The sequence below is a fragment of the Leucothrix mucor DSM 2157 genome, assembly GCF_000419525.1.
GTDB lineage: Bacteria > Pseudomonadota > Gammaproteobacteria > Thiotrichales > Thiotrichaceae > Leucothrix > Leucothrix mucor.
Genome location: NZ_ATTE01000001.1, coordinates 63,784 through 88,334 on the forward strand (window position 1 = coordinate 63,784; position 24,551 = coordinate 88,334).

General features: G+C 47.1%; 23 protein-coding genes and 1 other RNA gene. 15 read left to right on the forward strand and 9 right to left on the reverse strand.

Annotated features, from left to right (window positions below):
- Positions 1 to 188: 188 nt before the first annotated feature.
- Positions 189 to 1,652, forward strand: a complete 1,464-nt coding sequence (locus tag LEUMU_RS27605) for a hypothetical protein (protein ID WP_022950274.1) — start codon at positions 189 to 191, stop codon at positions 1,650 to 1,652.
- Positions 1,649 to 3,190 carry a tetratricopeptide repeat protein gene (locus tag LEUMU_RS0100305; RefSeq protein ID WP_022950275.1) on the forward strand — a complete coding sequence of 514 codons (1,542 nt, stop codon included), beginning with the start codon at positions 1,649 to 1,651 and terminating at the stop codon, positions 3,188 to 3,190. Before LEUMU_RS27605 ends, LEUMU_RS0100305 begins: the two co-directional genes overlap by 4 nt.
- 29 nt (positions 3,191 to 3,219) lie before the next feature.
- Here the strand turns inward: LEUMU_RS0100305 and LEUMU_RS29000 are convergent, their stop codons facing one another.
- From LEUMU_RS29000 to ileS, 5 genes are all read right to left on the reverse strand, one after another.
- Entirely contained in the window at positions 3,220 to 4,557 is a 1,338-nt protein-coding gene (locus LEUMU_RS29000) for a hypothetical protein (RefSeq protein ID WP_022950276.1), read from the reverse strand.
- A gap of 61 nt (positions 4,558 to 4,618) precedes the next feature.
- Positions 4,619 to 5,215: a protein-methionine-sulfoxide reductase heme-binding subunit MsrQ gene (locus LEUMU_RS0100315; RefSeq protein WP_022950277.1), complete on the reverse strand. Its 597-nt coding sequence runs from the start codon at positions 5,213 to 5,215 to the stop codon at positions 4,619 to 4,621.
- Positions 5,216 to 5,222: 7 nt separating this feature from the next.
- Positions 5,223 to 6,155 carry a protein-methionine-sulfoxide reductase catalytic subunit MsrP gene (gene msrP / locus LEUMU_RS0100320; protein WP_022950278.1) on the reverse strand — a complete coding sequence of 311 codons (933 nt, stop codon included), beginning with the start codon at positions 6,153 to 6,155 and terminating at the stop codon, positions 5,223 to 5,225.
- Between the two features lie 242 nt (positions 6,156 to 6,397).
- Positions 6,398 to 6,910, reverse strand: a complete 513-nt coding sequence (lspA, locus tag LEUMU_RS0100325) for a signal peptidase II (protein ID WP_026744360.1) — start codon at positions 6,908 to 6,910, stop codon at positions 6,398 to 6,400.
- On the reverse strand, positions 6,903 to 9,674 hold the full coding sequence (gene ileS / locus LEUMU_RS0100330) for an isoleucine--tRNA ligase (protein WP_051156087.1): 2,772 nt from the start codon (positions 9,672 to 9,674) through the stop codon (positions 6,903 to 6,905). The genes lspA and ileS overlap by 8 nt, the downstream gene beginning before the upstream one ends.
- A 547-nt stretch (positions 9,675 to 10,221) precedes the next feature.
- Here ileS and LEUMU_RS0100335 point away from each other — a divergent pair.
- The 6 genes from LEUMU_RS0100335 (at position 10,222) to LEUMU_RS0100360 (ending at position 15,310) form a co-directional block, all read left to right on the forward strand.
- On the forward strand, positions 10,222 to 12,033 hold the full coding sequence (locus LEUMU_RS0100335; protein ID WP_022950281.1) for an Ig-like domain-containing protein: 1,812 nt from the start codon (positions 10,222 to 10,224) through the stop codon (positions 12,031 to 12,033).
- Positions 12,034 to 12,187: 154 nt separating this feature from the next.
- Positions 12,188 to 12,763 carry a redoxin domain-containing protein gene (locus LEUMU_RS23945; RefSeq protein ID WP_051155937.1) on the forward strand — a complete coding sequence of 192 codons (576 nt, stop codon included), beginning with the start codon at positions 12,188 to 12,190 and terminating at the stop codon, positions 12,761 to 12,763.
- Positions 12,764 to 12,783: 20 nt separating this feature from the next.
- Positions 12,784 to 13,548: a biotin--[acetyl-CoA-carboxylase] ligase gene (locus tag LEUMU_RS0100345; protein ID WP_022950283.1), complete on the forward strand. Its 765-nt coding sequence runs from the start codon at positions 12,784 to 12,786 to the stop codon at positions 13,546 to 13,548.
- Complete coding sequence (locus LEUMU_RS0100350) at positions 13,545 to 14,300, forward strand: type III pantothenate kinase (protein WP_022950284.1); 756 nt, start codon at positions 13,545 to 13,547, stop codon at positions 14,298 to 14,300. The genes LEUMU_RS0100345 and LEUMU_RS0100350 overlap by 4 nt, the downstream gene beginning before the upstream one ends.
- Positions 14,300 to 14,935, forward strand: a complete 636-nt coding sequence (locus LEUMU_RS0100355; RefSeq protein ID WP_022950285.1) for an SPOR domain-containing protein — start codon at positions 14,300 to 14,302, stop codon at positions 14,933 to 14,935. The genes LEUMU_RS0100350 and LEUMU_RS0100355 overlap by 1 nt, the downstream gene beginning before the upstream one ends.
- Before the next feature lie 3 nt (positions 14,936 to 14,938).
- The gene (locus tag LEUMU_RS0100360; protein ID WP_022950286.1) at positions 14,939 to 15,310 is read left to right on the forward strand and encodes a sirohydrochlorin chelatase; all 372 of its coding nucleotides are present in this window, start codon (positions 14,939 to 14,941) and stop codon (positions 15,308 to 15,310) included.
- Positions 15,311 to 15,319: 9 nt separating this feature from the next.
- Here LEUMU_RS0100360 and ssrS read toward each other — a convergent pair.
- A non-coding RNA gene (gene ssrS / locus LEUMU_RS28455) (6S RNA) lies at positions 15,320 to 15,499 on the reverse strand.
- Between the two features lie 156 nt (positions 15,500 to 15,655).
- On the opposite strand from ssrS, the gene lexA reads away from it, so the two are divergent.
- The gene (gene lexA, locus LEUMU_RS0100365) at positions 15,656 to 16,255 is read left to right on the forward strand and encodes a transcriptional repressor LexA (protein WP_022950287.1); all 600 of its coding nucleotides are present in this window, start codon (positions 15,656 to 15,658) and stop codon (positions 16,253 to 16,255) included.
- A gap of 133 nt (positions 16,256 to 16,388) precedes the next feature.
- A complete protein-coding gene (locus tag LEUMU_RS0100370) occupies positions 16,389 to 17,339 on the forward strand; it encodes an ankyrin repeat domain-containing protein (protein WP_022950288.1) in 951 nt (316 codons plus the stop codon).
- Between the two features lie 24 nt (positions 17,340 to 17,363).
- Here the strand turns inward: LEUMU_RS0100370 and coaD are convergent, their stop codons facing one another.
- From coaD to rpoZ, 3 genes are read right to left on the reverse strand one after another with little or no spacing between them, the layout of a single operon-like run.
- Positions 17,364 to 17,864: a pantetheine-phosphate adenylyltransferase gene (coaD, locus tag LEUMU_RS0100375; RefSeq protein ID WP_022950289.1), complete on the reverse strand. Its 501-nt coding sequence runs from the start codon at positions 17,862 to 17,864 to the stop codon at positions 17,364 to 17,366.
- A 27-nt stretch (positions 17,865 to 17,891) separates the two neighbouring features.
- The gene (locus LEUMU_RS23950) at positions 17,892 to 20,021 is read right to left on the reverse strand and encodes a RelA/SpoT family protein (RefSeq protein ID WP_022950290.1); all 2,130 of its coding nucleotides are present in this window, start codon (positions 20,019 to 20,021) and stop codon (positions 17,892 to 17,894) included.
- Positions 20,022 to 20,025: 4 nt separating this feature from the next.
- Complete coding sequence (gene rpoZ / locus LEUMU_RS0100385) at positions 20,026 to 20,277, reverse strand: DNA-directed RNA polymerase subunit omega (RefSeq protein WP_022950291.1); 252 nt, start codon at positions 20,275 to 20,277, stop codon at positions 20,026 to 20,028.
- A gap of 200 nt (positions 20,278 to 20,477) precedes the next feature.
- Here rpoZ and hemH point away from each other — a divergent pair, with 200 nt between their 5' ends.
- The 5 genes from hemH (at position 20,478) to ruvX (ending at position 24,538) form a co-directional block, all read left to right on the forward strand.
- Positions 20,478 to 21,590, forward strand: a complete 1,113-nt coding sequence (gene hemH / locus LEUMU_RS0100390; RefSeq protein WP_022950292.1) for a ferrochelatase — start codon at positions 20,478 to 20,480, stop codon at positions 21,588 to 21,590.
- A gap of 6 nt (positions 21,591 to 21,596) precedes the next feature.
- A complete protein-coding gene (locus LEUMU_RS0100395; protein ID WP_022950293.1) occupies positions 21,597 to 22,532 on the forward strand; it encodes a lysophospholipid acyltransferase family protein in 936 nt (311 codons plus the stop codon).
- Positions 22,533 to 22,632: 100 nt separating this feature from the next.
- A complete protein-coding gene (locus LEUMU_RS0100400) occupies positions 22,633 to 23,520 on the forward strand; it encodes an energy transducer TonB (protein ID WP_022950294.1) in 888 nt (295 codons plus the stop codon).
- Positions 23,521 to 23,548: 28 nt separating this feature from the next.
- The gene (locus LEUMU_RS0100405; protein WP_022950295.1) at positions 23,549 to 24,115 is read left to right on the forward strand and encodes a YqgE/AlgH family protein; all 567 of its coding nucleotides are present in this window, start codon (positions 23,549 to 23,551) and stop codon (positions 24,113 to 24,115) included.
- A 3-nt stretch (positions 24,116 to 24,118) separates the two neighbouring features.
- A complete protein-coding gene (ruvX, locus tag LEUMU_RS0100410; RefSeq protein WP_022950296.1) occupies positions 24,119 to 24,538 on the forward strand; it encodes a Holliday junction resolvase RuvX in 420 nt (139 codons plus the stop codon).
- Positions 24,539 to 24,551: the final 13 nt, after the last annotated feature.

The window sequence follows — 24,551 nt, forward strand, 5'->3', positions numbered from 1 at the left end:
GATTGCTGACAATGTGCTATTTATAGCGGAATAGTTTTTGTTTGCATTTAAGGTTATATCTATAAAATAGCCGACATTAATAAACCAGCCACGGGCTTGTCGCGACGAATGATAAGCGTCTTTTCATGCCCCTCAGGCCTGCTGGTATTTTCTAATAAAAGAGCAGCGTTTAGCTGAAAAATCCGTCAATGATGATAGATGAATTTCACTTGTCCAAAGAAATGGATTTTCTTTGTGCATCCAGTTGGTTTTCCAATAAGCCACAAATGAAGCGTTTGCTAAGCCACTTAGTGAGTCATGCGCTGAATAAAGATGAGAAGCCGTTTGATCAGCGTGCGATAGCCGTGGAAGGGTTGGGAAGAGGTTTTGATTTCGATCCGGCTGAAAACCCATTGGTGCGTATCGAAGTAGGGCGCTTAAGGCGTCTATTGAATGATTTTTACGTTACTAATCAAGAACGTCCATTTAGGATCACCATTCCACTACGTCAGTACCGACCAGAAATAATCCCATTATTACCTGACTCCACCCCTAATCCAGCTTTACCAAGCTTGCAGTCATTGGTCGTAAAAGAAGAGCGTCTCTCTGTGCTGCTGCAGTTTTCTACTGAAGGCGGTGAAAGTGCTGAACTCTATTTATTGCGTCACCAGATTCGGATTGGCCTGACGCTTCAGCTTAAGCAGCTGGAAGAGATTAGGTTGATTATTGCGATACCTTCCGCAGCAGGAATGGTTGCCGCTAAAGCCGATATTGTTATAAAAGTAACATTAAGCACGGTGGAGCAGCAGTATCATGCTCAAGCGCAAGCCTCTTGGATGGGCGAGGATAGGCCTTTTTTTGAGTCTAAGCTATCGCTGCCGTTGATATATGAGGCGCAGAGTCTGGAGCAAAAGCTACTGCATTGGGTTTCTGGTCTGTTTGATATTGAGATGGGTTTGGCTTGGGGGAAGTGGATTCAGGCAAATGGTGACTATCGCGACACCCCATACCCTAGTCTTGGTAAAGCCATTTTACTGTACTTGAGTTTTCTTCGGGATGGTGGTGAGCGGTCATTCTTGGCAGCCTTAGCTGCAGCAAAGGCGGTTGTTGAGCACTATCAAAACCCCAGAATCGCTAAATGTATTTTGGCAGACTTACATTATCAGGGAGTATTGCGTGGTTATGGTGTCGTCGAGCATTTGCTGGGATCGGGGCTAGGATATGCCGGAGAGGCGCTACGTACTCATCCAGCCTGTCCCAGAATGCATATGACTTTAGCATCGCTTAGCTACTTCTTAGGTCAGGATAGTTTAGCTGAGCTGCAATTTCGCAATCCCGTCGAGAATGAGAATAGGATCTACTCGATTGGATTTCATCGAAATGTTTTAAAGAGCTTGGCTTTTGACTGGAAGCAAGGGTTTAAGAGCATTGATGAGTTAGTCGAGGCTTTTGATTATTACCCTGATTTATATCCGGTGATGGCTTATATCAATGTCTTTTTGGGGTCAGACCTACAGGCTAAGCAGTATTGGCGCTCAAAAGTGTTGAAGTTAGGCTCTGAGCGCAGTGTTCAGCAGTTCGTCAAGCTGATCCGAGACCCAGAGCAATTAGGTTGGGCCGGTGGGCGCGATGAGCTAGGTGCTCTGATGGCTGAAGATTTGGTTGCCAAGTGATTACTGAGGATCGAGTTGAGCGAACACTGCGCTTAGTTAGCCAAAGTGACTTATTTCGTGAAAAGCTTCAAATGATTCGTCTGCTAGGCTACTTGTCCAGGCATAGTCGCAATGAGCGATCGACGGCTTTACAGCAGCGGGAAATTGCCATTAATTGCTTGGGACGAAGTGAGACTTTTGACCCAAATAAAGACCCCATTGTTCGGATTGAAGCGGCAAGGCTAAGAAAGCTACTAGATACGTTTTACGAAACACCCGATGCTAAGCAAGCCTGCTGCCGTATCTTGATGCCATTAGGCGGTTATCGACTTGAATTTTCGGAGTATCTGAACCGACATCAGAGCACCGGCTTGAGCATGCTACTCATTTGCCAAAGTCATGAAGGTGCTCCTAGGGCGCTAAGCCAGTTGGCTTTGGAAATACGTCAAACCTTGTCGTTGCGTCTTCCTCAGTTTGAGCACATTAACTTAAGTGTTGATTTTTTGGAGCAGCATCAAGCTGTAGAGATGGGGGTCGCCCATCTATTGACGGACGAGGCACATGACTACATTCTCCGGATAGAAGTGGTTGACGACTTGGATCTTAATTTCTTGATTAGTAGTGTCCTGATTCATCGGGCGACACAAGAGATTATTTGGAGCCAATGCGCCGACTTGCCCAAGCAATATAATGAGGCGGAAGCGGAAGGCTTTTATCGAGGTTTGATTGCTCCTGTAGCGGGGGATGCGTTTGGTGTAGTCGGGCAGCATTGGTCGGATCGGCATTGGAAGCTGGGTATTGAGCAAATTGATGCTCGATTTCAGGCATTCGTATGTTTAATTCAGGTCGTTAGATTTCCAACCCTTAAGAACTGCCAGCAGGCGGTTAATTTGCTTCAAGAGCACCTAAAGCAGAACCCTAATGATATTCACGCACACTTTTGCTATCTGTCGATGGGGTGTATTGGCGATATATTGAATTATAAATTGGTGGATGGCGATTCAGGTAATCAACTGACCAAGTGTTTGAACCTGATGGCCTTTGCTCCAGATCATGCTGGTATCGTCGCCCTGCTGGGATTCTGTTACTTCAAGTCGGGAGATAACGAGAAAGCATCTTTGTATTTAGTGGATGCAATGCGCTTATGTCCTGACAGTGGTTTGCTGAAATTTATGTACAGTGCCTTTTGTTTACAAGAGGGGTGTGCAGCTGAAGGGATTGAGCTGATTAATGAGCTGTTGCAATACAATGAAAACCCGCCCGCGCTGTACTATATTCCTCTGTTTTTCTCGCACATCGGTGCAGGACGCTTATCAGAGGCTGCTTTTTTAGCGACAAAGGTTGTTAATGTCGATGGTCTCAGTGACTTGTCTGAGTTGCTCATCGCGATTGAGGTTGGCAGTGTAAAGTTTGACTCTGGAAGTTTGAGGCAGGGAGTAAAGCAGGGTGATACCAATCATCAGATACTTCCTGACTGGATAGAAAGTGATCTACTGAATAAATACCCTGATATGAAGCAGAAAGTTAAGGGCTTACTAATGATGCGACAGAGCTTGTAAGTAGATTACAGGCTCTGTCGCTCAGCAAATTAAATCACAAATGGTTGACGGTAAGTGTTAATTCTCACAGTCCAGCCGCGCATCCAACGGTTTTCATTGCGAGCAGGGTTCGAGTTATTAACACGACGCTGCAAAGTTTGAATCGCTGAGTCTGCAAAGTTGTTCAGTGCCATTTGGCCTGGTTGGCTAGGGCGCATATTTTCCAGAACCTGTAACAAGCCCCAGTTTTGTCCTTTATAACCACCACTGCGATTCAGGCCTTCACCTTTAAAGTTCACGTAATCAATTAATGCATACCAGCCACCACGTGTGTTAGCCACGGCGTTTAGGTTTTGTGCCACAAGCGGGCGCAAATGTGGTGGTGCGGTTTTAACCAGTTTTGGCATTGCACGTTTTGCACGCTCAAAGATATAGCTAGCTTGCAAATCACGTGTTTGATACAGCAAGTTTTGGAAGTCTTTGATCTGAGCTGAGGCTTTGGCATTGCCCAGTTCACCTTTAGTGCGCCATGGTGCTCCCTGATGACGAGCTCTCTGAACCCATACTGGCAAGTTGACGCCATTTGCTTTCAAATGATCCAGCAAGCCGGGGAAGGTATTTCCATAGCGAGTTCTGCGGCCAGCTGGGTACCAAGTGAAATGGCCAATACCCATTGAGGCAAAGTTCTCACCATCATTCCAATGCACCAACTTATTGATGTCACCACCGCTCTCATTTAGGAAAATTTTGTCACCGATTGCACGCATTTCAGCCTGAGATAAGCCTGAAATACCGGTGTTTCTGCTTTGTGGTGCCTGTTGTGGACGCTGCTGTAATAGCATCGCGTATTGCTGTGCCTGTTGGCGCGCCGCTAGTTGCTGTTGTTGAGCACGTTGTTGGGCCTGCTGTTGTGCAAGCTGCTGAGCTTGTTGCTGGGCTCTTTGTTGTGCAATCTGGCGAGCCTGTTGCTGCTGCCAAACATTGCGGGCGTGTTGTTTTTGCTGAATTTGTGCTTGTGCCTGAGCCGCTAACTGCATCGTGCGATTTTGCTCGGCGGCCTGCTTCTGTGCTTGCTGTTGAGCTTGCCAATTACGGTGATACATCTGGCGTTGCTGTTCTTTTTGGCGGGCTGCTGCAGCCGTTTGTTGCTGTTTTTTGAGTTGCTGCTGTTTAGCATAACTGTTTGATGCGGTATTGATTTTCGATTGCGCCGCCTGAGCTTGCGGCGCATTCTGCCTTGTTGCATAGCGTGGTTTAGATGATTTAGTAACCTGCTTGGCTGCCGGTTTTACACTGCTATAGGCTTTCGTATTACGTGGCTGATTGCTGCAGGCAGAAAGGCCAAACAGCGCAATAAGCGATAAGCTGATCAAGGCTTTATTATTCATATTTTTATTGCCATTTTGTGTAGTTATTATTTTTTTTATGGGAATCTGAACCCGAGATTTTTTACGTTCCCCTTATGCGCCACCAGATTCTTTCCAGGAATAGTAGCGTAACGATGACCGCGTAGATGAGCGGTTCTGTCGTGTCAGATTTAACCAGCAACCAAAAGTGTAGCACGCTGAATATGACTGTAGGATAAACGAGTAAGTGAATTAATCCCCAAATCTTGCCCAGTTGTCGCATTTGAGCGCGGGTAGAGGTCATAACAAGCGGAATCAGGAATACGAAAGCAGCAAAGCCAAATGTGATAAACGGGCGATCAATAACGTCTTCGATGAGAAATTCAAGTACAAAGCTGAGGTCGAACCAGAAGTAGCAAATAAAGTGCAAGCTGGTGTAGTAGAAGGTAAATAAGCCGAACATGCGGCGTAATGAAAGCAGTTGGGGCCAGTCTAATAAGCGACGAATTGGCGAAATCATTAGTCCCATGACCAATATACGCAGCGCCCAGTCTCCAGTAATCCGTAGAATGGCTTCGGGTGGGTTTGCACCCAAAGTGTTGGTATAGACTCCCCAAATAATGCTGACAACCGGCAGCATCAATAGCAAAAAGGCTATCGGTGCTAAGATGTTCTCGAAGATTTTTTCTTTGATTTGCACGGTGTGATTAGAAGTAGCGTGCCAAGTCCATTCCGGTATACATTCCGGCGACCTGCTCAGCATAACCATTAAACATTTCTGTTTTACGCTTTCTAAACTCCCCAATGCGGCGCTCTCTGCTTTGGCTCCAGCGAGGGTGTGGTACTTCCGGATTTACATTGGCATAAAAGCCGTACTCTGTTGGCGATGACATCTGCCAGGAATTCAGTGGCTGCGTTTCGCTAAACACAATGCGCACAATGCTTTTGATACTTTTAAAGCCGTATTTCCATGGCACGACTAAGCGTAGCGGCGCGCCGTTCTGGTTGAGTAACTCTTTGCCATACAGTCCGGTGGAAAAGAGTGTCAGCGGGTTCATTGCCTCATCCATTCTCAGGCCTTCCATGTAGGGCCATTCCAGCTCATCAGTGCGCTGTCCGGGCATGACGTCAGGATCGTAAAGTGTTTCAAAGCCAACGTATTTGGCATTGGAGTTTGGCTTCATACGTTTGATTAATTCCGCTAGCGGGAAGCCCATCCAAGGAATAACCATCGACCAGCCTTCGACACAGCGTAGTCGGTAAATTCGCTCTTCAATGGTGACTGATTTGAGAAGGTCTTCTAGAAGGTAAGTGCCGGGATTATCGCATTCGCCGTCGATATCAATTGTCCACGGTGTTGTGATCATTGATTTGGCGTGCTTGGCAGGATCTTTCTTGGAGGTTCCGAATTCGTAAAAATTACAGTAACTTGTGATGTCTTTGTATTTAGTGAGCTTGTCGCCAGGCATTATTATTGGTGTGGGATTCTCGGCTTTGGCGCTGAGGTGGTGGGTGGCAAGGCCGGTTGTCGCAATAATGCCAACTCCCGCAGCAGTTTTCATGAAGCGCCGACGGTCTTTATAGATTTCGTAATCGGTTACATCATTCTCGGTAAGATCATTTTTTTTGGAAAAATGCATAATTTGCCCCCGGGTATGCAGTCTCAGCTCGGGATCGAGAAATCCCAGCAATCGAATATACCGCGTTATTGATTTACAGCAGCTTAAGTGGTCTTTTAGTTATTATGCTTAGGCTTACGTTTACACGATTCAATATGAATGCGCCTTAAGCTCGCCACTATGTTTATCGTTATAGTGGCGAGCCTTTGGTTTTGACACATGATGGAGTGTGGTGTTCCATCATTTTACTTTTTTATAGTCGATCAGGTTTTTGGTGAGTCTTCGTTACTGGCATCAGTATCCGGTAGGAACAGGCTCATTACCACCAGCAAAATCGCGCCCAGAGTAATGGCAATATCTGCGATATTAAAGATCGCAAAATGGCCGTTATTCAAGAAGAACAGATCCATATCAACATAGAGGTCGATAAAGTCAGTTACCCGTCCGCTGATCAAGCGGTCTATGCCGTTACCGAGTGCGCCACCTAAAACCAGCGCTAGCGCAATGGCTGTCCAGCGCTCGGAACGATCCAGCTTCTTCAACCAGTACAGAATGTACGCACTCACCAAAAATGACAGCACGACAAAGAACCAGCGCTGCCAGCCACCTTGGTCACCCAAGAAGCTAAATGCAGCGCCGTAGTTATAAGCCAGTGTCATATTCAGGTGAGGGATGACCGCAATAGGAGTGCCCATATCGAGGTTCGCGACAGCGACCCACTTGGTGAGCTGGTCCAGAATCACGGTCACAATGGAAATCCATACCCACTTAAGCACAGTGTCGTACCTCACCATCACCACTGACGTTGCTTACACAGCGTCCACAAAGTTCAGGATGCTCAGGGTCAATGCCAATATCTGGCTGATGATGCCAGCAGCGCACACATTTCTCATCGGTAGAGGCTTGTGACTCAATCCAGATGCCGGGCAACTCATTAATGGCCACCGCATTTTCCGGAGCAGAGTCCGCTTCGACAAGCGTAGCGCCAGAGGTAATCAGCACAAAGCGTAGCTCTTGTTGCAGCTTGCTTAGGCTGGCGAAGTGCTCGCCTGAAGCATAAACCGTTACAGCGGCATCCAAAGATGAGCCGATTTTGCCTTCGCCACGCAGAGTTTCAAGTTGCTTACTGACTGCTTCGCGTACTTTGAATAAGGTCGCCCACTCGTCATTGCTGAGTAAGTCATTGTCATTCAAGGTAAACAGCTGATCAGACCATAAGCTGAATTGCGCATAAGGCAGGGTTTTATCCGCCGCATTGTGCGGCATTTCCTTCCAGATTTCTTCTGCAGTGAAGGTGGTGATCGGTGTCATCCAGCGTACTAGTGCGTGCAAAATCAGGTAAGCCGCTGTTTGTGCTGAGCGACGTGGCTGTGAGTCTGCAGGCATGGTGTACTGGCGATCTTTGGTGATATCCAGGAATAGGCTGCCCATTTCAATGGAGCAGAAGTGCAGCATTTCCTGATAAACCAAATGGAACTGCATTTTGGCATAAGCATCGGTAATGCGCGCTTGTACTTCGGCTGCTTTAGCAACAGCCCAGCGATCCAATGGCAACATATCTTCCGGAGCCAATACGTCGGTTTCCGGATTAAAATCACTTAAGTTCGATAGCAGGTAACGCGCCGTATTACGAATTCGGCGGTAAGCATCCGCAGAACGGTTGATGATTTCATCCGATACAGTGATTTCACGGCTGTAATCTGATGATGAAATCCATAAACGCAGGATATCCGCGCCCAGCTTGTTGATGACGTTTTGCGGTGCGATCGTATTACCGATCGACTTCGACATCTTCTTGCCTTTAGCATCCACAGTAAAGCCGTGAGTTAACACGTTCTTATAGGGTGGTACGCCGTTCATTGCCATTGACGTCAGCAATGAAGACTGGAACCAGCCGCGATGCTGATCCGAACCTTCCAGATACATATCAGCTGGGAATGATAGTTCCTCACGGGTGCGCAGTACAGACTCATGCGTGGTGCCAGAGTCAAACCACACATCAAGCGTGTCCATCGCCTTTTCGTAGTCATCAGCGTCATCGCCAATAAGCTCTTTAGCGTCAACACTATGCCAGTACTCAATGCCCTCTTTTTCCATGCCTTGAGCGACTTTTTCCATAATCGCTAAGGTGTCAGGATGCAGCTGCTGCGTTTCTTTGTGTACGAACAAAGAAATCGGCACACCCCAGAAACGTTGGCGCGAGATACACCAGTCAGGACGTGACTCGATCATCTTGTAGATGCGATCGATACCCCAGCCTGGAATCCACTGAACTGTTTTGATAGCTTCCAATGTTTTCTGGCGAAGGCCTTGTTTTTCCATGCTGATAAACCACTGAGGTGTCGCACGGAAAATGATCGGCGTTTTGTGGCGCCAGCAATGAGGGTAGCTGTGACGGATTTTTGTGGTATTCAACAATTGTCCGTTTTCTTCCAGCAATGCAATGATCGCTTTGTTGGCTTGGTAGATATCTAAGCCTGCAAACAGTGGGGTGTCTGGTAAGAACTTACCGTCACCGCCGACTGGGTTGTAAACTTCAAGCTTGTACTTTTGGCCAACCACGTAGTCGTCCGCACCGTGAGCAGGTGCGGTATGTACTTCACCAGTACCACCTTCGGTTGTTACATGATCGCCCAAGATGATCGGTAATACGCGATCATAAAATGGGTGTGCCAGCTGAACTAAGTCCAGATCTTGGCCTAAGCAGCTACCAACCACTTCGGCAGACTCAATGCCATAACGCTCCAAAGAGCTCCGTTGCAGAGACGGCTCTAAAATCAGGTAGCCACGCTCAGTTTTTACCAAGTTATAGGTAAAGTCCGGGTGAACCGTTACAGCCATGCTGGCAGGTAGTGTCCAAGGCGTTGTGGTCCAGATCACGGCTGAGATATCGCCATCAACCGTTGCGCCAAATTTAGCGGCGACCGCTTGGGTATCAACCACGTTGTATTTCACATCAACTGTTGGAGAGGTCTTCTCTTCGTAGTCCACTTCGGCTTCAGCCAATGAAGAACCACAGTCGATACACCAGTTGACTGGCTTCTCGCCTTTCATCAAGTGGCCTTTATCGATGATCTTAGCCAGTGAGCGAACGATGTTCGCTTCAGTTTCGAAGTTCATCGTCAGGTAAGGATTGTCCCAGTCACCGAGTACGCCCATGCGCTTAAAGTCATTACGCTGACCATCAATCTGCGTTAGCGCAAACTCACGGCACAGTTGGCGAAACTTTTTGGCGTCTACTTTAACGCCGACTTTGCCAACTTTCTGCTCAACCTTTTGCTCGATCGGCAAACCGTGGCAGTCCCAGCCCGGTACGTAAGCCGCATCAAATCCCGCAAGATTCTTACTTTTGGTAATCATGTCTTTCAGGATTTTATTTACAGCATGTCCAATGTGTAAATCGCCGTTAGCGTAAGGAGGGCCATCGTGCAGCACGTAACGTGGCCGTCCGGCAGCATGCTTGCGCATTGCCTGATATAACCCATCGTCGGCCCATTGGCGCAACATGTCCGGCTCACGCTTTGCAAGGTTTCCACGCATTGGGAAACCTGTGCTTGGCAGATTAAGCGTCGCTTTGTAGTCGGTCGTTTTTTCTGTCACCGTCAATTACCTGAATGATCTTTTTCTGAACGGTGGAGAATATCAAGTTTTCACCGAAAAACCGATATCTATTAATGCATTGAATTTGTTCGAGCTATATTTTTAAGCAATTGGCGATTAATGGCGCTGTATTTGGTCTGTGGCGGAGTCTTTATCTGTTAAGTGGGGATGGTGTGGTGCTAAGTCTTCACTTCAGAGGCTGAGATAGTCTTTGGTAATCGAGTCGGCATCACTCTAATCGTCATTATTCAGCCAATGCGTTAGCTCGATTTAATGATAATTAATGATCAGCCATTATTAACGGTATTAATCGGCCGATAGGATGATGGTCTGGAGTAAAAAACTGGATGAGTGGGCGCTTTTGGAAATGGATAGGTTGCGATAATAAATCTCGTAAGCCCGCTTCGAATAGTCATCCCGACATTGGATTGTCAGGATATAAAAAGGTGAGATAAAAAGGCTCGCCGAACGCCATAGGAAAAACAATATGTTCTCCCCAGATAACAAGAAATTTGTCACACGGTTGGTACTGCCCATTACTTTTAGCTCGTTAGCCTGTGCTTCTGCACAAGCGGCGGTCTTTCCGGTTGCTGTTGCTGATAGTTATACGACGACTTCCGGTCAAACACTTCAGATTAAACCGCTTGAGAATGATACGGGCGAAGGCTTGTTCATTGAAGAAATTAATTCACCAAGACCATTTGGTTCAGGGGCAACGGTACTGGTTGATGGTTCCACGTTGACCTATACCGCACCTGATGGCTTTGTTGGTACTACTGAGTTTAACTATGGCATTAAAGATGTCGATGGCCAGATTACCAGTGCACTTATTACAGTCGAAGTAACCGCAGGCTCTGGTGTGAGCTTTCCAGTTACGGTAGCGGACGCTGCGACCACCACGAAAGGCCAGCCAGTCACTATCGATGTGCTAGCCAATGACAGTGGTAGCAATCTGTTTATCGAAGAAGTCGATTCACCACGTCCGTATGGCACAGGTACGAATGCGATTTTGAATAACAAGGTTGTATACACGCCGCCGGTAGGTTTTACTGGAACGAGTCAATTTCATTATGGTGTGAAAGATTCTGCCGGACAAATTAATAGCGCTGAAGTCACAATTACCGTGACTGAGCCTGTTTCCACCTCTCCTTGGCCAACGGCTGGTGCTGATTACGCGACCACAACTTCAGGCACTATCATCTATATCAACCCATTGTGGAATGATACGGGTAGTGGTTTGCGAGTAACGGATGTGAACTCAGTAACTACCTTAGGTGGCTCTGCTTCAATCGATAACAATCAACTGGTTTTCACTCCATCTGTTTACTCAAAGGGTGAGGATAGCTTCTGGTATCAGATTACCGATGATCAGGGGCGTACTAATGCCGCGAAGGTTACGGTAACCGTTAATGGTGCGGTAGTCGATATGGGGCCATACCCAACGGCTGGCTCTGATACATACACCGTCAATAAAAATTCTTCTGATAATGTATTCGCAGTGTTTGCGAATGATACCGGTTCCGGTTTGTCGTTCCATGAGACTTATGCTTATTCGCAGAAGGGTGGCAAAACAACGCCAACAAGTGGAACGATAGTGTATAGCGCACCAGCTCAGTTTGTAGGAACAGATGAGTTTTGGTATGCGATGAAAGATGCTTATGGTCGCACTAATGCCGCTAAAGTAACGATCAATGTTGTCGACAATGAGCCCGGCCCAAATACTGAGCCAGATGCGGTTGAGGATATCTTCCAAAAGTCTATAAATGGTGCTGAGAGTCGTTTAGATGTGTTGGCAAATGATGTTGATGCAGATGGAGATACCTTGGTCGTTGATAGTGTTGGCGCAGCAACCTTTGGCTCTGTTCGACTGAGTGGAGCAGGCCGGGTGTTTTATACGCCGCCATCCACTCCAGTGAGTGATTCATTTAGTTATGAGATCTCTGATGGTAATGGTGGTACGGCAACCGCAGTCGCAACAATTAGTGTGACAGACCCTAACGATGGCAATGTCAGCTATCCAACTATTACCGGTGAGTTTGTAACGGTTGCTCCAGGTGCTACGGTTCTGATCAAGGTGCTTGATAACGACTTTGACTCCGATGGCGATACGCTGGTGTTAGATCAGGTAACGAGTGGCTCGCAGGGTGGTACTACGAAAGTGGCTGATAATAATGGTGAGTTACTTTGGGTTGAGTATACGGCCTTGTCAACAGCAACAGGCACTGATGAGTTTTACTATGGTGTGCATGATGGTCGTGGTTTGAATGGCTCAGGTAAAGTAACCGTTACTTTCGAATAAGTCAGAATAGCTCCACCAATAAAGGCCGAGGCTTGTCCGGTAACTCCGGATAGGTCGCGGCCTTTTTGCGTGCTATTGTCAGCGGGTTTTATGCTAGTATTCTGCTGGATAGTCTCTGATTAGACTTAATAGGCACGTGGGGGTGCTGCGGCAAATGGCGCAAACGGTAGTGAAAAAACGGAAAACAAGCTGGTCACGGCTGCTGGTAGAATTGCTGCTGATTGTAGCGATCGTACTCGGTGTACGCATGTGGTTTCAGCGTGATATGCCCTCTGGCCCGGCTCCAGACTTTCAAGCAGTTACAATGGATGGCAAGTTGGTTAATCTTCAGGACTACCGAGGCGAGCCATTATTGCTTCACTTCTGGGCTAGCTGGTGTGACTTCTGCCAATTTAGTGAGAAAAGTATTACCGGTATCAGTCAGGATTGGCCAGTGCTGAGTGTGGCTTATCAGTCTGGAGATAAGGCTGAAGTATCTGAGTATATTAAGTCGCATGGACTTGAAGGGTGGACGACAATTCCTGATGAAGATGGCCGTTTGGCTGAGTTGTTTGGGGTCTCTGCTGTACCTGCCAGCTATGTCATCGATGGTAAGGGGAATATCCGAATCAAAGAAGTGGGCTTAACCACTGGCTGGGGCTTAAGAGTGAGGCTTTGGTATGCCAAAAATGTCGATAGCTTAGGTGGTCTTTTCGGCTTTCCGTCCGCTGTTGCAGGCGATAATAAATAATAACGACTCAGGCGTTGCCAATGCAATCTGAACGAATTAGCGCAGAATTTTTAATACAAAATAGCCGCCAGCAATGGGCGGATATTCAGGTGCTTGATCGCATCGACTCGACTAATAATTACCTTAAAAATAAATCGGAAGCTCGCTTGGTATGCCTTGCTGAGCAGCAAACTGGTGGCCGTGGTCGACATGGAAATCAATGGCGATCGCCAGATGCGCAAAATATCTACCTTTCCTATAGCTGGGAGTTTGAAACTCCACCAGACCATTTGGGTTTATTGAGCCTTTGGGTGGGTATTGTGCTGGCTAAGACGCTCGAAACATTCGGCTTAAGCGAGCATGGAATTAAGTGGCCCAACGATGTGTACTGGCGACAGCAAAAAATGGGCGGCATTCTGATTGAAGGAAGTAATCTATCGCCGGTTTTGGTGGTTGGTATTGGCCTCAATATTAATATGCAAAATGGGGCTGGGATTGATCAGCCGTGGGTTAGTTTAAGTGAAGCACTTGATAAGCCGGTCAACCGTAATCATTTATTGATTGCGATGTTAGACGCACTTTATGAGGCGATGGAGGAGTTTGGGCATATGTCGCCAGCAGACCTTTTACGAGACTGGCGTCGATGGGATCTGATCCGAGATCATGCTGTCAGTTTTATGGATAACCAGGAATTACTTCAGGGCAAGGCGCGCGGCGTTAGTGCTGATGGTAAGCTGTTGGTCGAGTTGCCTTCCGGTGAAGTAAGGCCATTCAGTACCGCCATTAATACGGTGCGTTGGAAATGATTCTGCTGGTGGATATGGGGAATAGCCGGTTGAAGTCAGCGGTCTACAGCGCAAGTGGTCTATCCGACTTTCACTCTGAACCTTATGATGGACGTAAAGCCATAGAGTGCCTGAATGAGCACTTGCTGCAGCATAGTGATGTGACTGATTTAGCCTTAGTTTCAGTGCGTGGCAAAGGATTTGAGGCGGATGTTCGCGAGCTTTGTCAGCAAAGCGGCATCAAGCTGCACTGGGCGGGCTCAGTTGCAGAGGCACATGGGGTTAAGAACCAATATCGACTGCCTGAGACTCTAGGTAGTGATCGCTTTGTTGCGCTGGTTGGTGCGCATCATTTATTGCCTAATGAGCATTGCATTGTTGTCGATTGTGGAACGGCAGTCACCATTGATGGTTTAACCGCTGACGGTGAGTTTAGTGGCGGCGTCATTATCCCTGGCCTGCGGCTTTGGGGGGATAGCCTGATACAGCGTGCAGATCAGCTCAATGAGCACCGCCTACAGCATCCTGAAGTTTTTGCTAAAGACACTGCACAAGCGATCGGTAGTGGAAGTTTGTACGGATTAGTGGGTGCAATAGAAGGCATCTGTCAGCGCATGCAAGATCAGCTTGAAGCCCGCTTTGGCTCAGAGATTCATGTTACCCGTATCTTGTGCGGCGGTGATGCTGAGTTGATTGCGGAGCACGCGCAGTCCAAATTCCAGTTACAGCCACATCTGGTTTTGCAGGGCTTGGCCCAATTTGTGGACTGCTAATGCGCATTCTGATCATCACACTTATCACGCTAAATATTCTCTATTTTGTTGGAGTGTATTTATTTAGCTTGGTATTTGATCAGCGCCCACCAATTAACGAGCCTAATATTCCAACGATTACCTTGCTAAGCTCGGGTAATGAGAATGATTTGGGTAAAGTGGTTGATACGCAGTGCTTCACCGTTGGCCCCTTCAGTGTTGAAAAGACCGCACGCTTAGTGGCGGATAGGCTCTCAGATGCCGGCTTTGCTGTTAATATTCGTCGACAGCAAACTGATCAAATTCAACAATATCTGGTGTTCTTACCGCAACTAAAGAGCCGTGAAGCGGCTGAAAAAGTGGTTGCCGATATTAAAACTCACAACATCAAAGATTACTCGATTATTGCCAGTGGGCCTTATAAAAACGCCATTGCACTGGGTGTGTTTAGTAATCTGGATAAGGCGCGGCGACATGCAGAGTATGTGCGGTATTTGGGTTACGATGCCCGATATACCGAGCAGCGTCAGCGGGCGGTGGTGTACTGGATTGGCTATGATGAGCCATTTGGCGAGCCAGCTCCGGTGCTTAAGTGGGCAAAAGAGGTTGATCCGAAGGTCAGTGTGCAAAAAATTCCTGAAGCCTGCGAGTTCTGATCTATGAAAACCTTGTTATTGGTTGCCCATGGCAGCCGAAAAGTTTCATCTAATGCCGCGATTGAAGCTTTAACTGAAAAACTTCGCCAGCGCTTGGCGGGAACCGATTTTTCTGCGATTACTCATGCATTCTTAGAATTAACAGAGCCTTCTATTCCGCAAGGTATTGCCAATTTAGTCGATGGCGGTGCGAAGCAAGTTGTGATTATGCCTTATTTTTTGGCACCGGGTACCCACGTAGTGGATGATGTGCCAGAGCTGGTTAGTGAGGCGAGATCCCGATACCCTGAGATTGAGTTCACTATTATGCCGTACTTAGGGGAAACAGAAGGGATCATCGACCTGATACTGCTGAGTGCAGCTCAGGCCGATTAGAATTAGGTGGATGCAACCAAGTCGCCGTTGTAACTCATTGTCCTTGAACCAACGGTTCAAGTGGGAGCCATGAGAGTGATATTAGGCTTACCGAAAAACGGTCATGCGCACAGCCACTCCACAAGTGCTCCCGGGTAGCATAATTAGGCTCAAGGGAAACCCGAGCACTGACAAATGACCCAGTAGACATCCGTATATTTAATATAATCTATCTGAGCAGTTTTGTTAAGTACTCTCTATCTAAAATAAAATTTAGAGTAAATAGTTAGCAGATATTGATGAGTGCTTGAAAGTTTTCTTTTTGTTCGCTATAACTTTTGCAGGGGCAAACTTAAGGAAACAATCATGTTAACGAATAAGCAGCAAAATGTGTTGATGGTTATTCAGGAATTTATCCGAAACAACCAGCGTCAGCCTACATTAGAAGAGGTTGGAGATCATCTGGGGATCGGTCGCAGCACAGTTCATAAGCATGTGCATGCATTAATTCGTGCGGGTAAGTTGTTTGAGTCATCAGGCAAGGCAGCTTATGAATATGTCGATGATGACGAAGATGTTGGTACATTGCCGTATCTTGGTCGCATCGCAGCGGGTAAGCCAATTGAGGCAGTGCTGGATCAGAAGCAGGTTAATCTCGCGAAATTCTTCTGCGGAGCGGGGCGTTACGTGCTTCGCATTAGTGGTGATTCGATGGTCGACGCGGGTATTTTTGACGAGGACTATGTGGTCATTCGCAAGCAGGAGACTGCACGCCCGGGGAGTATTATTGTGGCCTTAGTGCAGCAGCGCGAGGCTACGCTCAAATACTATCACCCTCACGATACTGGGGTGATTGAGCTACGCCCTGCAAACGCTAATGTAAAAAGCATGTACTACCCCGCTGATCAAGTTGTGATCCAAGGCGTACTGATTGGCGTATTTCGGGATTATCAGGCAGTTGCTTGAATGTGTCGGCCGTTTTCTCACGAGCGGCCGGCACTATCTGTATCATTAATGTTCAGATGGCAGAGAACTATACACATACGGTTTCAATATAAGCTACACTAACAGGCTCGATTTCACAGTTTGGGGACTGAAGATGTTATCGCGATATTTCAGTTTTATTACGGTGATGGGTGTTGCGCCTGTTGCTATGTTTGTCACTATGGGTATGAGCTTTCCTGCTTATGCTAACGCTAATGTCTTGCTGGATACCAATGGGAATCCTTTGCCTAATGACTTTGGAGCTCTAATTGAGTTGCTGGACTCTGCCAGCGCAGAACAAAAACGTAAATTGCTTGGTACTAGCGCGGTCAGTGCTCCAAGATCGGTTACGCCTGAGCCCGCGTCTGCTACTAAAAGTACTCCGGCAGCATCTGCTGAGGCTGTAGAGCCAGAAGTTACTGAAAAACAGAAAAATCCTGCTTTTTATAATCCTGAGTTAGCCAAGCGTTTGTATGATGCTTTGGATGTCGGTGACGCTGCGCGTTCTAAGTGGTTGCTGGATTCCGGGGCGGGTAATAAATACGTCACTGAAAAAGGTGACACCAGCTTACGGTTGGCGATTCGTAAGCGTTGGGCATCTGTTGTGCGCGTTCTATTAGAACGTGATCCTGATTTAACTCAAATGGATACAGGTAAAGTTAGTTTGTTGCATGAGGCCAGTGCGCGTGGTGCTTACGATATCGCTAAGATGTTGATTGATGCAGGACTTGATCCGCACGCTAAGACGGCTAAAAACTGGACCAACTTGCACTTGGCGGCACGCTTCGGCCATGCGGATATGGTGCGTTACTATTTGCAGATTGGTTTAGACCCGAATGCCAGAAACTCTGAGGGAAATACCGCTCATTGGTTGGCAATGCATCTGAGGCATTATCAGGCGGGTGCTTATTTGGCTCCACATACCAGTGCCACATCACACCAAAGTTTTGGTGATGAGAAGAGTAAAAAAGGGAGTTCTAAGCGCTCCAGGCGATCTACCCAGAAGTCAAAGCCAGCAAGAGGATTCTCACCGGCTGAGCTTGAAATGCTGAGATCTATCCAGTAATTGATTTAAAAAGTATGGGCGACCTTAGTCGTCCATACCGTTTTGTAGTGCATCTAATACGATTGGGTGTACAAACCGTGAAACATCCCCACCCAGTGCGGCGACTTCTTTAACCAAAGAAGATGAAATAAACGCATACTTCTCTTCCGGCATTAAGTAAACCGACTCAATTTCAGGGCGCAGGCTGCGATTCATGCTAGCCAGCTGAAACTCATATTCAAAATCCGAGACTGCTCTCAGCCCACGAATCAGTACATTGGCCCCTTGCTCGTGTGCAAAGTCTGTCAGCAGAGTATTAAAACCCATAATAGTCAGGTTTTCTTTGTCACCAACCACTTGGCGGGCAAGCTCTAGGCGCTGCTCTAAACTGAAGCGTGGGTTTTTCTTAGAGTTTGAGGCAATGGCTAAAATGACGTGATCAAATAGATTGCATGCACGACGTAGCAGGTCAGTATGACCGTTAGTAAGAGGGTCGAAGGTGCCTGCATAAATAGCAGTTCTTGGTGGTCTTGTTGATGATGTCATTGGCTATGGGGTCTTGAGTAGGAAATGTTACATGGGTCTTGAAACGGACAGTACCAGATCAAGTTCCTGTAATTTATGAGCAACGCTGTGCAGGTGCTCAGTATCGAGTACTTCAATGACAATATAGAAAACTTTCGTGTCATTGTCGCCGCTAATATGCATTTCTTCAGTGTTTATTCCAAGGTCGTGCAAGGTATTACTTACACTGGAAAGCGCTCCCACTCTGTTGCTGACTTCGATCGAGAGTGCAGCAGGGTAGGTTTGTGTTTGGTTGGGTGCCCAGGATATTTTGAGCGGGCGGCTATTGGCATGCTTAAGATTGGGGCAGTTGGCGCGATGTATTGCCATGCCTTTATTTTTCTCTAGCTGAGCCACGATAATATCGCCGGGGACTGGGTAGCAGCAGGGTTGCAAGTCTACGGCTAAGCCTTCGGTGCCTTTAATCAGAATAGGGCGCCCCAAGTCTTCATCGCGAGTCTTTACGAGGTTATCTTCATCGATTAAGCGTCTTGCGACTAGCTTTGAGCACTGCTCTCCATTAGCGATTAAGCGATAAAGCGTCTCATTGGAGTCTAGCTTTAGATTTTTCAGGGTTTTCAAAAACTGTTTTTTCGGTAAGTCTTCCAGTTTAATACTATGAGATTCTAGCGCTTGTTCCAGTAGTTTTTTGCCAAGAGCGATGAATTCACTGTCTTTGCGGTTTTTCACCCACTGACGAATCGCCGAGCGCGCTTTTCCCGTGGCAACATAGCTTAGCCATGCAGGCTGTGGTGTTGAATTTTCATCTGAGTAAATTCTGACGGTGGAGCCATTTTTCAGCTGTGTACTTAACGGGACGCGTCGGTGATCAACAACGGCAACCTTGCAATGATTGCCAAGGTCGGTATGGATATCATAAGCGAAGTCGATGGGTGTTGAGCCAACCGGTAAGGTTTTGATGTCACCGCGAGGCGTATAAACCTGTATTTCCTGTAGGAACAAATCAGAGCTAATGTCTTCCATGAACTCAGAAGGACTGCCGCTGGTGCGCTGAATATCTGCAACTTGTTTAATCCAGCGATCCAGATAGATCTTGGAAAAATCGGTTGGAGACATTGAGTTCGGGTAGCGGTAATGCGATGTGACGCCGTATTGCGAAATATGGTACATCTGCTTAGTTTGTATTTTTACTTTGAGTAGCAGACGTTCATAAGTGATTAGTTCGGTTTGTAGCGCCTGATAGCCATAAGCTTTTCTGGCAGCAATGAAGTCTTTGAATTTGCCATCTTTTGGGCTGTATAGCTGGTGGATCAAGCCTAGCGCTAGATAACACTCTGGTGTCTTATCAACTAATATCCGGATTTCAACAACGTCTGACTCGTGGCTCAGGTATTTATTATTGCGATGGTGAAGCGCTTCCTGATGAACCCGGTATAGGTTTTTTTCCCAAAGGAATACCGAGCTTTCGACGTGCTGATTACGCAATGCCTTGGTGATGTCGTCTAATATACGTTCGTGCGTGACATGGTTTTGCTCAAGATTCGCATCGATTGCTTTGAGCATGATCTTGTAGCGCCAAGGGTGTAGGTGGCTTAGGCAAAGCAGCTGAAGTTCTTTACGAAACTTATTCATGCCCATGCGTCTGGCAAGTGGGGCGTGAATAGAGAGTGTTTCGTTGGCTATGCGGCGTTTTTTCTCGGCAGGCATGGAGCCAAGAGTGCGCATATTGTGTAAGCGGTCTGCCAATTTAATCAACACAACCCGGTAATCCTGAGTCATGGCGATCATCATTTTTTGGAAGCTGGCTTCTGAGGCCTCAGTGCGGGAGGTGAAGTGGTTGCCGGCAAGCTTGGTGACGCCGTCTACCTGATTGGCAACGACTGAACCAAAACGGCTTTCTATATAAGCTTTATCGTAATCTGTGTCTTCGATGACATCATGAAGTAGGGCGGCGCAAATGGTTTCGACATCCATATGCAAGTCCGCCAGGATTCGGGCAACTTCCAGAGGATGATGAATATAAAGTTCGCCAGACTTGCGGCGCACTCCACCGTGAGCCTCTGCCGCTAAAGTATACGCTTTGCGGGTAGTCTCAACGTCTTCGGGTGACTGGTATCGCTGAACTATGCGATACAAGTCTGTCGCTCCGAACTCCGGTGCCGCCTGATCCGCGGACATGGTGTTAACCTGCGATACGGATTTCGATCGCTTCGTTGTCTTTGCTGACAAGAAGCTCATCCATTGAATCATTCGCTTTGGCAACTGCTTGTTCTGCGATTTCGCGCAAAGCAATTACGGTAGGCTTGTCGTTATCGCGATCTACCAAAGGCTCAGCACCTTCTGCGATAGCGCGTGCGCGCTTAGAAGCCTGCAGTACGAGAGCATAGTTGCTTTCTACGTGTTTTAAACAATCTTCGACCGTTACTCGGGCCATAGTTTTACCTAATCAAAATCATACAAGGGACATTGATTATAGACGGATGCTCGTTAATTACCACCATAAATGGTAGTAGGGTGACGAATATCCCTTGTCCTTAATGATAAATATTGGCAGCTTGAGCGACTGTGGTATTCTGCGGTGCAACAGAAACCGGTGATTACTGGTTATTAAGGTATAAAAAACGGATCAAAATAATGAGTCGATACAGTCACGATGAGCAGTTTTTCCATGGTAAAGCGGAAAGTCTGGGTGTTTTAATAGTTAACCTTGGTACACCAGATGAGCCAACCACGCCATCGGTACGCCGCTATTTAAAACAGTTTTTATCCGACGAACGAGTGGTCGAAATACCTCGTGCTATTTGGTGGTTTATCCTAAATGGCGTCATTCTGCGTCGTCGTCCGGCAGCCAGTGCCAAATTGTATGAATCCGTTTGGGAAAAAGATGGTTCGCCATTGCTGAGTATCAGCAAGCAACAGCAGCAAGCTTTGCAGCAAGAAATGTCTGTCCGCTTTAATGGCCCGGTGCATGTTGAGTTGGCGATGCGCTATGGTAATCCTTCAATGTTAAAAGGCTTACAGGCACTACGCAGTAAGGGTGCGCAGCGCTTACTAGTGTTCCCGCTGTATCCGCAATATTCTGCAGCAACCACTGCCACTTCTTATGATGCTGTGAGTGCTGAAATGAAGCGCTGGCGCTGGATTCCTGAAATTCGTTTTATCAATCACTATCATGACCATCCCCGTTATATTAAAGCACTTGCACAAAGTGTGAAGGCGCACTGGGAGAAGCATGGTCGTAATGAAAAGCTAATGATGTCGTTTCATGGTTTGCCTAAGCGCAACTTGGAGCTAGGCGACCCGTACCACTGCCAGTGCCATAAAACAGGGCGTTTGCTGGCAGAAGAGTTAGGGCTTAAGAAAGAGGAGTGGGTGTTAACCTTCCAATCCCGCTTTGGGCGTGCAGAGTGGCTCAAGCCATATACTGATAAAACATTGGAGTCATTAGCCAAATCAGGCGTTAAGGGCGTTGATGTAGTGTGTCCTGGTTTCTCTGTGGATTGTCTGGAAACGTTGCAGGAAATTGCGCTAGAGAATAAAGAAGTTTTTGAAGAGGCAGGCGGCAAGCAATACAGCTACATTCCTGCGCTAAATGCAGATGGTGAGCATATCCAGGTACTGGCTGACTTAATTCAGCAGCACACCCAAGGCTGGCCAGAAACGGATAAAGGCTGGAGCGAAGCCGTGCAGGAAACAAATAACCAAAAGACTCAGGCTCTGGCAAAGGCCTGCGGCGCAAAACTTTAAGTAGCTATGGCATCAACTGATTATCCAGACGTTCCATTTCAAACGAGCATGTTACATCCTCGCTATTGGCCGACGTGGCTAGGTTTGGCATTTGCCAGTTTGCTGGTTCAGCTACCGTTGTCTTGGCGGCATAAGTTGGGCGATAAGCTTGGTGCCTATTTGTATCGGCAAAGTGATAAACGACGAAATATTGCACGAGTTAATTTAAGGCAGGCATTTCCGGTGCTATCAGAGGCTGAGCTGGAGCTAAAAGTAAAAGCGCATCTTCGATGGTATGGGCGCGGCTTAATTGATTACAGTGTGTTTTTCTTCTCCGGTCGCCAGCGTTTACTGGAGCAGGTTGAGATTGAGGGAGGTGAAGTTCTTGAGCAGGCCCACTCTCAGCAGCAGCCGATCATTTTGTTGCTGGCTCACAGTGTAATGTTGGAGTTTGCCGTTATCGCGCTGTCGACTCGTTATGAAAGCTTTGGCTCGTATAAAAGCTCGAATAATCCGGTGTTAGATTGGATGATTGCTCGCAGTCGTTGCCGCTTTGCTGATTTTGTCGTGCCTCGTGACGCAGGGCTGCGACCATTGGTTCGGGCGATTCAATCTAAGCGCATTATGATTTTCTTGCCTGATGAAGATTTGGGCTTGGAAAATGCGGTATTTGCGCCATTTTTTGAGCGTCAAAAAGCGACATTAACAACACCTGCTCGTTTAACTAAGCTTGGTAAAGCGCAGGCGATTGCCGGATTTGTGGCATTTGATGAGTCCAGGAAGCGCTATGTACTCAAATTAAAAGCAATGCCGGAAAATTATCCTACGGGTGAGTTAGAAGCGGATGCAGTGTCGTTAAATAAAGCATTAGAAGCACTGGTTTCAGAGTCTCCTGAGCAGTATATGTGGCTAATGAAATGGTACAAAACCACTGCTGAGGGTGACGAGTATTTATATGGCTAGTCTTGAACTACCCGTTCGTCATATTGACTCGGCGGGCTTATAGGGCTAACCTAGGCAGTAGAACTAAAAATAAAAACAATCGCCTGTAGTGAGTTGCCTTATGTCCACCCTTTTCTCAAAAAAAGCTGAATCAAGCCCGTTATTTAAAAGTTTACCGGTTGCCGTGTTTATTCACGGAGCGCTTATCTTTGGTACTGGTTTTATGATTCCGGAGCCAAATGCGGTCCGTCAGGGCGCATTGCTGGATATTACGCTGGTAAATACCTTCTCAGATATTGAACCGGAAGATGCTGACTTTTTGGCGCAGTCTAATCAGCAGGGCGGCGGATCACTTGAGGAAAAGGCGCGAATTACCAGCAAGATGGCTTCTGAAAACCCCAACGATACCGATGGGGAGCAGAGTTTTGCCAGTGAGGAATCCGCACCAGAGATTGTTCAAAGGCCTAAGCCAAAAGTATTGACCACCAAAGGCGCGACTAATAAACGCATTAAGAAAGAGCCTGAAGAGGAAGAGGTTGAAGAAACCAAGGTCGTTGATAACGAGCTTTCTGAAAAGGCGGATGAAATTGCCATGCTCATGGCGGAAATGAATAAGGACGAGCAGCGCTACGCTAAGCGTCCCCGAATTCATTTTATTGACTCGATCAGTGCTAAAAGTGCGGTTGAAGCACAATACATCTCGAACTGGGCTAGAAAACTGGAACGAATTGGTAATATTAACTTTCCAGATGAAGCAATTCGCCTGAGTTTGAGTGGTACTTTGATCCTGAATGCAACATTGGATCGTGCCGGACGTGTTGTTGAGATGCAGATTACTGTATCATCAGGATCTAAGATCTTAGATAAAGCGGCCTTACGCAGCGTGAAGCTAGCGGCTCCTTATGAGCCATTGCCTCCTGAGATCCGTAAAAAATACGACCGCCTCAACATCACACGTTCTATTGTGTTTCATAAGGAGAATGGTAAGGCGGCTTTTTACACCAATTAAGGTGATAGTCTATTCAGGTCAATAATCTATGCAGGTGACATCGTCTAATTTGCGTAACCAGCTCTTAATCGCGATGCCGGGAATGGAAGACCCCATGTTTTCACGAACCGTTACGCTGATCTGTGAACATAATGATGAAGGCTGTTTTGGTGTAACCATCAACCGGCCCATAGATATTACGCTGGGTGACCTGTTTAAACAGCTCGATATTGATTGTGTAGAACAAGACTGGCTAGATAGCACTGCTGTAAAAGGTGGTCCGGTACAGCCCGGTCAAGGCTTTGTCATTCACGACACTTCCCGTTCTTGGGAAGGGACTCTCCAAATCGATGATAACCTTGCGATTACTTCTTCGCGCGATATCCTGGATGACATTGCCACAGGGCAGGGGCCTGAACACTTCCTGCTGGCCTTAGGCTGTTCAAGCTGGACGGCTGGACAAGTTGAAGAAGAGCTGCTGCAAAATGCGTGGTTGACCTGTCCGGTTGACCCTCAGATTCTGTTTGAAACCCCTTTTGATCAGCGTTGGTCAAGTGCCGCTAGCACGCTTGGTATTGACCTAAACCTTATTAGCGACGTCGCAGGGCACGCCTGAATTATGTCAACCGTTCTTGTGTTTGATTTTGGCATGCAGCGCACCGGCGTGGCTGTGGGTAACACCATTGTTGGTACTGCCTCGACTCTAACAACCCTCCAAAGTATTAATCAAAAGCCTGACTGGGAGGGGATCACTCGTTTAATTAATGAGTGGCGACCTTCATTGTTGGTGGTTGGCGTGCCGCGCAATTTAGATGGTGAAGATGTGCCCATCACGCCGATTGTTGAGAAGTTTTGTAATCAGCTGCGTGGTCGTTATAATTTGCCGGTCGATGAAGCGAACGAGCAATTTACATCCATCGAGGCAGGTCGCCGTTTAAAAGAAGTGCGGCAAGCAGGTCGGAAGCGTAAAGTCAGGAAAGAAGAGGTTGATCAGGTATCAGCCGTTATTATTTTTGAAAACTGGTATCAAAACCAGTAGTGTCATTTCCCCG